This is a genomic window from Hymenobacter sp. 102 (assembly GCF_049949205.1).
In the GTDB taxonomy this organism is placed as follows: Bacteria; Bacteroidota; Bacteroidia; order Cytophagales; family Hymenobacteraceae; genus Hymenobacter.
Genome location: NZ_CP188172.1, coordinates 2,812,009 through 2,825,540 on the forward strand (window position 1 = coordinate 2,812,009; position 13,532 = coordinate 2,825,540).

The 13,532-nt window shown below is 59.5% G+C and carries 8 protein-coding genes and 1 pseudogene; 6 read left to right on the top strand and 3 right to left on the bottom strand.

Annotated elements, in window-relative coordinates:
• Nucleotides 1-101 precede the first annotated feature (101 nt).
• A complete protein-coding gene (rpiB, locus tag ACN19L_RS12055) occupies nucleotides 102-530 on the top strand; it encodes a ribose 5-phosphate isomerase B (RefSeq protein WP_426489753.1) in 429 nt (142 codons plus the stop codon).
• Nucleotides 531-618: 88 nt separating this feature from the next.
• Here the strand turns inward: rpiB and ACN19L_RS12060 are convergent, their stop codons facing one another.
• From ACN19L_RS12060 to crtD, 3 genes are all read right to left on the bottom strand, one after another.
• Entirely contained in the window at nucleotides 619-1,230 is a 612-nt protein-coding gene (locus ACN19L_RS12060) for a TetR/AcrR family transcriptional regulator (RefSeq protein WP_426489754.1), read from the bottom strand.
• 70 nt (nucleotides 1,231-1,300) lie between these two features.
• Nucleotides 1,301-1,984, bottom strand: a complete 684-nt coding sequence (locus ACN19L_RS12065; RefSeq protein WP_426489755.1) for a carotenoid biosynthesis protein — start codon at nucleotides 1,982-1,984, stop codon at nucleotides 1,301-1,303.
• A 107-nt stretch (nucleotides 1,985-2,091) separates the two neighbouring features.
• Nucleotides 2,092-3,555: a 1-hydroxycarotenoid 3,4-desaturase CrtD gene (gene crtD / locus ACN19L_RS12070; protein ID WP_426489756.1), complete on the bottom strand. Its 1,464-nt coding sequence runs from the start codon at nucleotides 3,553-3,555 to the stop codon at nucleotides 2,092-2,094.
• 769 nt (nucleotides 3,556-4,324) lie between these two features.
• Between crtD and ACN19L_RS12075 the strand changes: the two genes are divergently transcribed.
• The 5 genes and pseudogenes from ACN19L_RS12075 (at nucleotide 4,325) to ACN19L_RS12095 (ending at nucleotide 13,482) form a co-directional block, all read left to right on the top strand.
• On the top strand, nucleotides 4,325-6,079 hold the full coding sequence (locus ACN19L_RS12075; RefSeq protein WP_426489757.1) for a cellulase family glycosylhydrolase: 1,755 nt from the start codon (nucleotides 4,325-4,327) through the stop codon (nucleotides 6,077-6,079).
• 115 nt (nucleotides 6,080-6,194) lie between these two features.
• A pseudogene (locus ACN19L_RS12080) lies at nucleotides 6,195-7,260 on the top strand (7TMR-DISM family protein); the annotation flags it as partial.
• A 333-nt stretch (nucleotides 7,261-7,593) separates the two neighbouring features.
• Nucleotides 7,594-8,118: a transposase gene (locus ACN19L_RS12085; protein ID WP_426493582.1), complete on the top strand. Its 525-nt coding sequence runs from the start codon at nucleotides 7,594-7,596 to the stop codon at nucleotides 8,116-8,118.
• Between the two features lie 657 nt (nucleotides 8,119-8,775).
• Entirely contained in the window at nucleotides 8,776-11,925 is a 3,150-nt protein-coding gene (locus tag ACN19L_RS12090; protein ID WP_426489758.1) for a SusC/RagA family TonB-linked outer membrane protein, read from the top strand.
• Nucleotides 11,926-11,997: 72 nt separating this feature from the next.
• Entirely contained in the window at nucleotides 11,998-13,482 is a 1,485-nt protein-coding gene (locus ACN19L_RS12095) for a RagB/SusD family nutrient uptake outer membrane protein (protein ID WP_426489759.1), read from the top strand.
• The last annotated feature ends 50 nt before the right edge of the window (nucleotides 13,483-13,532 follow it).

Consider the following 13,532-nt stretch of genomic DNA (forward strand, 5'->3'; position numbering starts at 1 on the left):
ATATGCTGAATGTGAAAAATGAGGATGAAATGTGACTTAACCGCCCGTTTCATCCTCATTTTTCACATTCAGCACATTCCACTTCATTTTTCACATTGAGTATGAAACTTGCCATCGGCTCCGACCATGCTGGCTTCGGGTACAAACAGATGCTGCTAGAGTGGCTGCGCGATAATGGTTACGAAGTACAGGACTTCGGCACCCATTCTCTCGACTCCGTTGATTACCCCGACTACGTGCACCCCTTGGCCCTGGCCGTGGAGCGCGGGGAGGTTGATTTGGGAATTTTGCTGTGCGGCTCGGCCAACGGGGTGTGCATCACGGCCAACAAACACCAGGGAATCCGGGCGGGCCTGGCCTGGGTGCCGGAAGTAGCCACCCTAATTCGGCAGCACAACAACGCCAACGTGCTCTGTATTCCGGCCCGCTTTGTGAACGAGGAAACGGCCCGCGCCATTACCAGCCAGTTTTTGAACACCGCCTTCGAAGGTGGTCGTCATCAGACCCGCGTAGACAAGATCAGCTGCTAGGCCCGTAAGGGGAAAAAGCAGCGGGGGGTATGAATGACTACTGCACAGTAGTCATTCATACCCCCCGCTGCTTTTTCCCCTTACGGGTTTACATTCTATCAAAAAGTGGCCCTACCAGCCGTAGGCCGGCGGTGGTGCACAGGCCTCGCACATAAGGTCCGCACACGTTGCGGTACACATCGGCCAGGTTGAAGTATTCGGTGGGGAAGTACTGCTCGTTCACTACCAGCCCAAACAGGGCCAGTAATATGTGAGCCGTGGCGCGAGCATCCAGGTCGGCGCGGAACTGACCTTCCTGTATGCCTTCCTGCAACAGCCGAACCAGCAGCGGTTGAGTGTAAGCAGTCAGGTACTCCTGAATAAGGGACCAGGATTCCGGAAAACGTTCCCGCATCACGTGGTAATCGTGGTGGGGAGAGCGGCGCAGCTCCTGCAGGCTGTGGTGCAGCAAGGCCAGCAGGCACTCGGCGGGAGTGGCCAGGTTGGCCAGCAGCTGGTCATGCTCCTGCCGCTGCCGGCTGAGGTTGCGCTGCGTTACGGCGTGCAGCAGCGCGGCTTTTGAACCAAACACTTCCCGAAACGCGGCGGGCGAAAGGTCCAGCTCGGCGGCCAGCTGCTCCTCGTGCACGAGGCCCACGCCTACCCGGCGGAATAGGGTGTTGGCGCGGTCCAGTAATTGATGGAGTACAAGTTCCTCCATGGGGAAGGGCAAAAAATTAGAAATATGTTCCTATCCGCACGGCCCGGCGCCCCCATAACGCCGCGACGGCTCAGAGCAGCATACCCAGACCGAAAAAAAACAAGAGTTGCAGCAGGTACACCGTGGGCACCAACGCGTTACGCTTATCAAATTCTACCCGGTTGAAATACACCTGCAGGATGAGGCTAACTGCGAACCAGCCTTTGAAGTTCAACAGCGGAATTACATCATACTGCCAGCGCCAGAAATCATACCGGACGGCCACGGGCTCAATACAAATATCAAGCCCAACCATCAGGATGGCGGCTACAATGGCCCGCAAAATATCCGGAATGGGCAGGTAACGCGCCAGAATACCAGCGCAATATGTGAGCATCAGCCAGTTTACTCCTATGATAAGCGGGACATCCAGCCATTTCAGACCCAGCGTGGCCCCATATTCATACTGCCCGAACAGCAGCCCCGTCCGGATACCAACTACTTCCACTAGAAAGCCCACCAGAGCTGTCACCACGCAAAACCCCCAGAAAGCAGGCGTGCGGCGGGGTTGGAAGGCCAGCAGTAGCCCCAGGGTGAGCAGCAGATTCAGGGGCACGAATTTCAGATAGAACCCGGGATCCTGCGAGAAAGCCAGCCCCAGAAAGCCGGTAATGTGAAATAGCAATAAGATACCTTGTGCCCAGCGCAAACGCCGTTTCTGCACATCAGGGGTTGCCGTGGTTGGCGGAGAAAGTTGTTGCGTGGGTTCTGGCATGAGAGATAATGATGAAGCAGGAAGTAAGAAGTTTGAGTTGATGATTGTCTCGCCGGCCGGGCTGCTGGTTGGCGGTTTGCCGGCCTGCACTCACAATTCCTATCTCATCATTCATCATTCATAATTAAAGAGGACACAATGCGGGCCGAAAGCAGACAAAGCGGAATACCACCGCCAGGATGCACGGACCCGCCGCAAAAATACAGCCCATGCACTTGCCCCGAAAAGTTGGGATGACGCAGGAAGGCCGCGAGTGTATTGTTGCTGGAACTCCCGTATAACGCACCCCCGAAGGAAGACGTTCGGGCTTCAATGCCGGGCGGGTCCCACACGTGCTCGGCCCGGATGAGGCTACCCACATCGGTACCCAGCGCCTGGCTTACCCGGCGCAGCACGGCAGCGCGGGTCTGCTGCACCAGCTCCGGCCAGTTCTGGCCCTGGTGGTGGGGTACGTTTACCATCACAAACCAGTTCTCCTGACCGGGCGGGGCGTCGGTGGGCGTGTGACCGGAGGTAATATTTACGTACACCGTAGGGTCGGCGGCAATAGTCTTCTCCTGAAAGATGGCCTCGAACTCGCGCTTATAATCCGCAGAGAAGAAGATATTGTGCACGCCCAGCTCTGGGAAGCGCCGGGCAATGCCCCAGTAGAAAATCAGGGCTGAGGAGGAGCGGGGCTGGCGGAGGGTACGCTCGGGAGCCACCTGAGTGGGCAGCAGCCGGCGGTAGGTAGGCACCACATCCATATTACTCACTACCAGGCTAAAATCGTACACATTCTGCGGGGTACGCACCCCGGTTACGCGCCCTTCGGCGGTCAGAATTTCCAGTACCGGCTCCTGGTAGCGGAATTGCACGCCCAGCTCCTGCGCCAGCCGCACCAGACTTTGGGCAATGGCGTAGATGCCGCCTTCGGGGTAATAAGCGCCCAGTCCGTGCTCCAAGTGCGGAATCATGCTGAGTGTAGCCGGAGCTTGGTAGGGGTCGGAGCCGTTGTAGGTGGCAAACCGATCAAAGAGCTGCACCAGCCGCGCATCCTGAAACGCAGCGGCATGGCGCTGGTGCATGGTACTGGTGAGGCCCAGCTGGGGCAAGGCAGCCAAGGCCTTCAATACCTCCGGGCTCAGGTAGGTAGCGGCTTTATGCAGCGACTTTTGCAGAAACGTACCGGCCGTAGCCTCGTAGGCGCGGCCACTGCGACGCAGAAACTGCAGCACCTCTGCGGCAGGCACCTGCAGCTTTTGCTCCACCTCCTGAGCAAACCGCTTCTCATCGGCCCAGGCAGTAAGGCGGGTACCGTCGGCGAAGAAGTACTGGGTAATTGGGTCAAGGCGCTGGTAGCGGAAGTAGTCCCGGGGCTGACGGCCGGCCAGCTGGAATAACTCATCTACCAGATGTGGGAGCGTAAACAGCGACGGGCCCCCATCAAAGCGGTAGCCACCAGGCAGCTCCAGCTGATGCATTTTGCCCCCGAAAGACGCCTGGGCTTCGAACACCGTAACGGGGTGGCCCTGTACGGCCAGCCGTACAGCGGTAGCAATACCGGCAATACCAGCCCCGACAACAGCCACAGGTTGGGGAGAATGGGGGGAGCGGGTACGCGGCACGGAAAACAGACTAAGCGGAAGTACGGAAGTGGAGCGTATAAGCTACGAAGAACGGCATATCGGTAGCCCTAACACAAGCCGCCTTCAGGAAATGTTTTGCTTTCAGGCAGGCAGCAGAGGTAAAGTTGAGAAGTTGAAAAATAATTCTTTCGGAGAAGCTCTTTTTTGCGTGTTGCGTAACCGCCCTTCCCCGCCTATTGGCTCATTCGCTGCCCGCTGTTAAACCTATCTTTTGCGTGTGTGGTAAGTGTATAGCCCTGCGGGCGCAGGGGAGCAAAAATGCCCTTTCAAAGCTACCTGGCTTGATTTTTCCCCGCGTGCAACCTTACATTTGGTAAGCGGCATTCGGTAATTCAGGCCACAGGCCTACTGCACTACGGGGTCCTGCCAGGTGGCCTTGGTTCTGGCCACCTGCCTCCGCGGGCCTTCCCCTCGGCCGCGCCTATCCTCTCGGCAGCGGGGGCTACATTCAGTCCGATTTCTTCCGCAACGGCTACTGCCGGGTTATTTCCGCGGACCCAAGTACACGAGTGAGAAAAGCGGAAACGGAGCGGAGTTTCTCTGCTCTGTTTTTTTCTCTCTTGTTCGCCCTTCTCCCTCCCTAATCCCACCCCGTATGCTTTGCCGAAACTGGTTCGGGCTTAGTGCCCGTCAGGCTTCTCTTTTCTCCCTTGGCCTAGCCGTGTTATTGAGTAGTGGCTTACCAACTCCAACCAAGGCCCAGAAGCTGAGCATGCTCCGTGCGGCCGGTGCTGCAACCGTGAATGCCAGCGGCCAGGAAGTGGTATTACGGGGGTATAACGTGGGTGGCTGGCTACTGCAGGAAAGCTATATTCTGGATACGGATACGCTAAACAGCCAATGGCGCATTAAGCAGGGGATACTGCGCACGGCCTCCGAGGCCGAAATGGAGAAGTTTTATCGGCAGTATCGGCAGCAGTTTATTACCAAGGCAGATATTGACTTTCTGGCCCGGCAGGGATTCAACTGCGTGCGGCTTCCGCTGCACTACGACCTGTTTCTGACGCCCAAGCAGCGCCACGCCCGCACTGAGGTAATCCGGGACCCGCAGAACGACCAAAAGCTGGCGGCCTATGTGCAGGAACTTAGCCGGTGGTACGATATCGGCCAGCTGTTTGCCCGGCCCGGCCGGCTGGAAGGCGTCCGCTACATCGACAACGTGGTACAGTGGTGCGCAGCCAACGGTATGTACGTAGTGCTGGACCTGCACGCGGCCCCCGGTGGCCAGGGTACCGACCGCAACATCAACGACAACTTCCGGCCCCTGGATATGTGGAAGCGCCGGGATGCCAAGGGCCGCCCGATTTATCAGGACATCACCGTGCGCCTCTGGGAAATGCTGGCCGACCGGTACCGCCAGGAACCAGCCATTGCCATGTATGATGTTATCAATGAGCCACATAATCTGAATGCAGCGAACGGATTATCCGATGATAACCAGGAGCTGAATATCTTTTACTCCCGGGCCATTGATGCCATTCGGGCCCGGAATGACCAGCACCTGATTATGCTGGAAGGCAACGGCTACGGCAACGAGTACACCAACCTGACCCCCGACAAGCTCCGTAGCCGGGACAAAAGCAACCTAGTGTACAACGCCCACCGCTATTGGTGTCCTAACACCGCCGAGGCCGCCGATCCTAACCCCAACCAGATCAACCTACTCAGCAACCTCACGGCCTTCCGCGCCAAGTGGCAGGTACCGGTATGGGTGGGCGAAACCGGCGAAAACTCCAACGAGTGGTTTGCCGCCGCCGTGCAGGGCCTCAACGAACGGGGCATTGGCTGGGGCCACTGGAACATCAAGCGGGTGAACTCCGGAGCCGGCTTGCTGCGGGTGGCTCCTTACGGCAGCATCCTCACACCTGCTGGCCGGGCCCAGCTGTTACGTAATGCCCAATTTGCTAACTGCCAGATCAACCGGGACGTGGTGGCTGCCCTCACCCAACCAGCCGCCAACCGGCAGCCGTTCAGCCCTCTAGCTATTCCTGGCACCATTCCGGCTACCGATTACGACCTGGGTCGGGATGGGGTAGCCTACCACGACGACTTCTCGGCCCGTACCGACTACCGGAACCACACGCCCACCAACGGCGGCGGCGCCTACCGTAACGACGGCGTGGACATTGCCCCGAGCCCTGAGATGCCCAATGGCTTTGTTGTACAGGAACTTATGCCCGGCGAGTGGCTCACGTACACCGTGACCATCAATGCGGCGGGCAGCTACCGGGCCGAGCTACACCTGCAACCCGGCACTGAAACCGGCAAGCTCACCTTGCAACTCGGCGACATGCCCATGGGCTCGGCAACGGTACCCGCAGGCCCCAACTGGACCACCGTAACCCTGAACACCCCAGCGCTGCCCGCCGGCCGCCATACTCTGCGCCTGCTGGTAGATGCGCCGGTACAGCAGCTTGGCTGGCTCCGGTTCGAGCCGGCCAAGGTTGCCGGTGGTGCCGGTGAGTGATTAAACACTGCCAGGTTTTCGTACCTTAGAAGTTACCATGAAGCCTGTATTCCCTCACTTCCCACCGCGTCGGGCTACCTGGTTTTCTTCCCTGACGCTTAGCATCCTGCTGTTTATGAGTTCGTTATGCGCTCCTTCGGCGGCGGCTCGAACGGCTGACACCTTACGGGTAAGCTCGGCCTTGGATGAGCTGTTCGTGGACCCCGCATTCTACAGTGTGCTGGAGGACCCCACCGGCAAGCTCACCCTCAACCAGGTACGCCAACCGGCACGGGCCGGCCAATTCCGGGCCGGTAGCCAGCTGCCCACTACCACCATGGACCACCCCGGTGCTGCCTACTGGATGCGCCTGATTATCCGGGCCGATGGGCAACTGCAGCAGCACTGGTATCTGGAGATGTTCGACTCCCACCTTAACCAGGTGGAGTTTTTCCCGGCCGACGGGGCCGCTCCGACCATTACCGGCTCCGACCTGCCCCTGTTCACGCGCAAGTTTCCGTACAAGAATTTCCTGTTTCGTCTGCCCCTGCAGCCCAACCAGACCCAAACCTATTATCTGCGGCTGCAGTCCAGTTCTAAAACCACGTTCCTAAGCCGTCTTCGTACTGAGCAGCCCCTGGCCAACCATTTTCAGGCTGAGTACGGCTTATTGGGGGGCTTCTATGGTATTTTGCTGATCATGGTAGTGTACAACCTGTGTCTCTACCTGTTTATCGGCGAACAAACCTACCTGCGCTATGTGCTGTACGTGCTCAGCTGCAGCCTCGTGTTTTTATCGGAAGATGGCCTGGGCTTTCAGTACCTCTGGCCCGACTATCCGGCCCTGAATGAGTTGATTGTTGCCGGCTCTCCCATTCTGCTGCTGCTTACCTTCAGCTACTACGCCCGGCAGTTTCTGGATATGCCCCTGCGCCTGCCCCACTTTGACCGGTGGGTACGCGGGGTGGTCATCCTGAGTGTGGTTGGACTGATCATTGATGCCTTGTGGCTGAATTCAGGCTGGGGGTTCTGGTTTTACCTGCTACCCTACGGCCTTCTACTACGCGGCGTTTCGGGTGTGGCAGCAAGGGCAGCGCACGGCCCGTTTTTTCCTGCTGGCCCATGCCTTGGTAGCCATCAGCGTAGGCTTTCTCATTCTTCGCAAGCTGGGTATCAGCATGTTCACCAACACAGCCACCGTGTATAGCATGAATGTGGCTTTCGTGATTGAAGTAGTCGTGCTTTCGTATGCGCTGGGCGAGAAAATCAAAGCCATCAAGGATGCCACCATCCGGGCGCAGGATAAGCTGGTGAAGCAGCTACGCAAAAAGCACGAGGTGCAGGGGCAGCTGGTGGAGCAGCTCCAACGCAACCAGGAGCTGAAAGATCAGCTAAACAGCGAGTTGGAAGGCTTAGTAGCCCAGCGTACCGATGAGCTACGGCAGCAGAGCGACACCATTGCGGCCCAGAACCGGGAGTTGCTGCAGGCCAACGGCCTGCTGGCACTGCAGTCGGCGGCCATTGAAAAGCTGAATATGGACCTGCAGCGCGACCTGCAGGAGGTGAAAACGGCCCGGGTTCTTTCCAAGGAAGTAGATTTCGGCGAATTCAGCCAGATTTACCCCGACAAAGACGCCTGCCTCAGCTACCTGGCCAACCTGAAGTGGGCCGGGGGCTACCAGTGCCGCAAGTGCGGACACGAGAAGTACTGCGACGGACGGGAGCCCCATTCCCGCCGCTGCACTAAATGCCGCTACGTGGAGTCGGCCACCGCTTACACCCTGCTGCAGAAGTGTAAGTTCTCCATTATCAAGGCCTTTTACGCCGTTTTTCTGATTTATACGCACAAGGGTAATTACTCTTCTCAGGAGCTTTCCCGCTTGCTCGACTTGCGCCAGGGTACCTGCTGGAGTTTTAGCCAGAAGGTGCTGGAAGCCATGCGCCGCCGCCGCCTCGCTCCCGACTTCGACGAAAACGAAGGCTGGATCCACGTACTTCTGGATGCCACTACCACCGAGCCGGAAGAAACCTCAGACGTTGAATCGGCGGCGCACGCGTAGGGCAGCCAGAGTTCATTCCAACAGGCCAGGCCTTCCCAAGCGGAGGACCTGGCCTGCTTGCTTGTTTTCCAGCCAATCTGGTAAGCCCGCCGTCACCGCCGGAACAAGGTACCAGCTTGGCTTTTTACGGGCACCCTCATGACTGTCTGGCGGTTCAGCACCAAGCGCGTCATACCAGTAGGTAAGCACACACTTTTTCCGGGGCATAAGCACAAAAAAATATCCTGAAGAGGCTACTTTTTTGATTGTTTTTTACGTGCTGCCCCTTCCTTTCCCGAAGGGCCGTAGGGCTCCGCAAGGGCCCTAACTGCTATTGAGTACGTGTGTGGTAAGTGTATAGCCAAATTGTGCAGTAAGCTCAAAAACCTCATTTAGAGATCATACAGGCAGTTTTGCTATTGCTTTTCCTGAACAAGGTCGGATATATTTGAGAGTCCGCTTCTCACTTTATTCAACGGAAAGCAGCCCGAAGCGGCCGTTGACAGCGCACAGCATCAGCCCAAAAGGCCCGCACCGACTTTCCGTCTCATCGCATCGCTCACATTCGGGTCGGCACGCTGTGCCGGAACAATTTTTCAGGGGGCGGCACCACCCCAAGGTGCCGCTGTTTTTTCCTCAGTTTTACCTGCTTTTACTTCCCTCAATTCCCACACATCCATGAACCAACACTTCTACACGCAGGCGCTGCGCCGGGCAATGTGGCTGGCGGCCTGTGGGCTGACGGCGGCACCAGTGCTGGCCGCTGCCCCGGCTAACTCGCTGGACGCTGCCAAGCACCTTTCCACCCCGCAGGCCGACGTACCGGTGTCGGGCCGGATAACCCAGACGAACGGCGACCCGCTGCCGGGTGTTACCATTATTGTAAAGGGTACCACCCTGGGCACTACCACCGACGCGGATGGCCGCTTCAGCCTGAATGCCCCGGAAAACTCCACGCTGGTAATTAGCTACGTAGGCTTCACCCGCCGCGAAGTACCCGTTACGGGCGCTACCAGCACCCTGACCATCTCACTGGCCGAAGATACCCGCGCCCTGAGCGAGGTAGTGGTAGTGGGCTACGGCACCCAGGAGCGCGGCAGCGTAACGGGCGCCGTATCGTCGGTATCGGCGCGGGAAATTGCCTCCCAGCCGGTAGCCGATGCTACCCAGGCCCTGCAGGGCCGGGCGGCGGGCGTTACGGTAACCTCTAACGGCGGTGCGCCGGGTGGAGCAGCCGGTACTTCTATCCGGGTACGGGGGATTACCTCGGCGGGCAACAACAACCCGCTGTACGTGGTGGACGGCTTCCCGCTGCCCGAGGGCGGCGAAAACCAGCTGAACGCCATCAGCCCCAACGACATTGAAACCATTGACATTCTGAAGGACGCCTCGGCCACGGCTATTTACGGGGTACGGGCGGCCAACGGGGTTGTCATCATCACCACCAAGCGCGGCAAGGCCGGCACCTCCAGCATTAACCTGGATGTGTACCGGGGCGTGCAGCAGGTATGGCGCAAGCTGGATTTGCTGAACGCTGAAGAGTACGCCGTTATCAACAACGAAAACCGCCTGGCCGGGGGCGCCCCCATTGTGGTGGACCGCCTGCGCAACCCCCAGGCTCTGGGCGAAGGCACCGACTGGCAGGACCAGGTATTCCGCCGCGCCGCCATCCAGAACTACTCCCTCTCGGCCACGGGCGGCTCCGACAAGGCCCGCTTCGCCGTGTCGGGCAGCTACTTTCAGCAGGATGGTACCATCGTGGGCTCCGATTTCGAGCGGTTCACGCTGCGGGCCAACGGCGACGTGCAGGTAAACAAGATTCTGAAGCTGGGCAACAGCATTTCGCTCACCCACCTCTCCGACCGCCAGATTACCAGCAACAGCGGGGAATACGGCACCGTGCAGCAGACCCTGCGCATGCCCGCCATCTTGCCCGTGTACCGCCCCGATGGCTACTACTATGAGCCCCGCGGTCTGCAGGATAACTTCGTGGAGGAAAACCCGCTGGCCTCGGCTACCATTGCCCAGCAGCGCTTTACCCGCAACCGGGCCCTGACCACGGTATTTGCCGAGCTGGAGCCGGTAAAAGGCCTGCGCTTCCGCACCAACGTGGGCGCCGACTTTATCTTCGACAATTTCCGCGCCTTCCGGCCCGGGGTACCGGAGCTGGTGGTAAACGGCGAAACCTACTCCACGCGCTACACCCAGGCAACGTCCGGGGCCACGGCTACGTCTTCGTACGCGCCCAGCTACCTGATTGAAAACACGGCCACCTTCGACCGGCTGTTTGCCGACAAGCACCAGGTAACGGTGCTGCTGGGCCAGTCGGCGCAGCAGTTCGAGTACAGCAACGTGGAGGCCTACCGCACCGGCTACACCCGCAACGACCTACCCGTCATCAACTCGGGCCCCATCAACACCCAGATTGGTAACGCCGGCACCATATCCGTACCCTCGCGCCTGCTCAGCTACTTTGGCCGCCTGAACTACGAGTTTGCCGGTAAGTACCTGTTCCAGGCCATTGCCCGCTACGACGGCTCGGGCAGCTTCCCGGACGATGACAAGTTCGGCTTCTTCCCCGGTATATCGGCCGGCTGGCGCATCTCGGAGGAGGATTTCCTGAAAGGTAACCGGGTACTGAGCAACCTGAAGCTGCGCGTGGGCTACGGCAAGGTGGGTAACCCCAACAACGCCGGCCGCTTCGCCTACCTCTTCGCCATTAACTCCAACATCCGCTACCCCTTCGGCCCCAACGGCACCCTGCAGACCGGCGCGGCTCCTACCCGCCAGTCTAACCCCGATCTGCGCTGGGAAACCAACAACCAGACCAACATCGGCATCGACCTGGGCTTCCTGGATAACCGCTTCGAGGCCACCATTGACCTCTACAACCGCAACTCCCCGAACCTGATTGCGCCGGTACCGGTGTCGCTGGTATCGGGCACGTATGAGTCGGTAAACCGCAACGCGGCTTCGGCCTACAACCGCGGCATCGACTTCTCCTTCACCTCCCGCAACGTGCAAGGCAGCGGCAGCGCCCTGAACTGGACGACCACCCTGAACGTGTCGGCCTTCAAAACCGAGCTGGAGTCGTTGGGTGTGGGGCAGCCCTACAACGGCCTGGGCGCGCTTAGCGGCACCATCGTCCGCTACGATGAAGGCCAGCCCTTCGGCTCGTTCTTCGGTTTCGTGGCCGATGGTCTGTTCCAGACCCCGGAGGACATCCGCAACCACGCCACCCAGAACGGGGCCGCCCCCGGTGACATCCGCTTCAAGGACCTGAACGGCGACGGGGCCATTACAGCCGATGACCGCACGTTTATCGGCAACCCCAACCCCGATTTCATTTACGGCATCAACAACACCCTCACCTGGAAGGGCTTCGACCTGAACGTGTTCCTGCAGGGCTCCCAGGGCAACGACATTTACAACCAGAACCGCTACATCCTGGAAAGCCCGCTGTATGGCAACAGCAGCGGCAGCACCCGGGTACTGAAGCGTTGGACGGGCCCCGGCACCAGCAACGACGTGCCCCGGGCCGTGGGCGGCGACAATGCCGACCCCAACCAGAACCTGCGCGTGTCCACCTATTTTGTGGAGGATGGCTCTTACATGCGCATCAAGACCCTCACGCTGGGCTACACCCTGCCCAAACTCCTGCAGGACCGCATTGCCGCCAAGCAGCTGCGCGTGTACGTGAGTGCCCAGAATCTGGTAACCCTGACCAAGTACAGCGGCTACGACCCGGAAGTTGGCTCGCGCGGCGTTGATTTGGGCGTGTACCCGCAGCCACGGGTATTCCTGGCCGGCCTCAACATTGGTTTCTAAGCGGAATTTTCTGACAGTCAGCGAAGTTCCTCACCCGAACCAACCTTCTAAAATTCCCTAACAGCTTCTACGATGAACCCCATCACGAAATATACCAGCGCCACCCTGCTCACGCTGGGCCTGCTGACTGGGTGCGGCAAAGATTTTCTCTATGAGCGCCCCAACGACCAGGTAACGGACGCCAACTTTTACCGCACCGCCAACGACGCCATTCAGGCCACTAACGCCATTTACGGCGAACTGATTACGGCCGGCCAGTATAACGCCGCCCTCTGGGGCCTAGGCGATATTGGCTCCGACATCTCTACTACCGGTGGTGGTGGCGGCGGCGACGGTATTGAGTACCAGCAGCTCGATTTCTACAACATTCCCACTACCAACCCGGTAGCCAACCGCCTCTGGGGCAGCTGCTACGTGGGCATTGGCCGCGCCAACATTGTGCTGCAGAAGGTGCCCGCCATGAGCATCGATGCGGCCATTCAGAAGCGCTGCATCGGCGAGGCCCAGTTCCTGCGGGCCAAATATTACTTTGACCTGGTGCGGGCCTACGGCGACGTACCGCTGCTGACCACGCCCCCCGCCACGCTCAACGACGTGAATATTCCGCGCACGCCCGTGGCGCAGGTGTATGCTCAGATTGAGAAGGACCTGACCGACGCCATCGGGAACCTGCCCACCTCCTACAGCGGCGACGACATCGGCCGGGCTACCAAGTGGGCCGCCACGGGCCTGCTGGCCAAGGTGTACCTCACCGAAAACAAGCTGGCCGATGCGGCTACCCGCGCCCGGGAGGTTATCAGCGGCAGCGGCAAAGCCATGTGGGACAACTACGCCGATAACTTTAAGGTAGCCAACGAGAACGGCAAGGAGTCGTTGTTTGAGGCGCAGTTCATCTCGGGCCGTAACCAGTGGACCCAGGATGGTCCCGGCTTTAGCGGCAACGAGTTCTTCGGGCCCCGCGGCCAGGGTGCCGTACCCCAGGGCGGCTACGGCTTCAACATTCCGGAAGCAGACTTTGTGGCGGGCTACGAGGCCGGCGACCTGCGCCGCGACGCCACCATCTGGAAGCCCGGCGACGTGTACCCCGATGGCCGCGTGCAGCCCAACTCCCTGCCCGGCTCACCCAACGGCTACGGCTGCAAGAAGTGGTTTGTGGGCAAAACCAACACCAACATCTGGGACTCGGAGCTGAACATTCCGGTAATGCGCCTGGCCGAGGTGTACCTGATCCTGGCCGAAGCCGCCGGCCCCAGCACCGAAGGCTTCGAGGCCCTGAATAAAGTGCGCCGCCGCGCCTTTGGCCTGCCTATCAACACGGCCAGCGCCCGGGACCTGTCCGGCCTGAGCGGCGACGCCTACAAGCAAGCCATCTGGCGGGAGCGGAAATACGAACTGGCCTTTGAAATGGACCGGTGGTTTGACATGAAGCGCACCGGGGAGCTGCTCACCTCGCCCCAGCTGAAGGCTAAAGGCATTAAAACCTTCAACGTAGTGCTGCCCATTCCGCAGTCGGAGCTGGATGTGAACCCCGGCCTCCGCCAGAACCCCGGCTACTAACCCCACTAGTGCCCGGTCATTGGTCCGGGCTGCAGCCGGGTTGCCCAGTA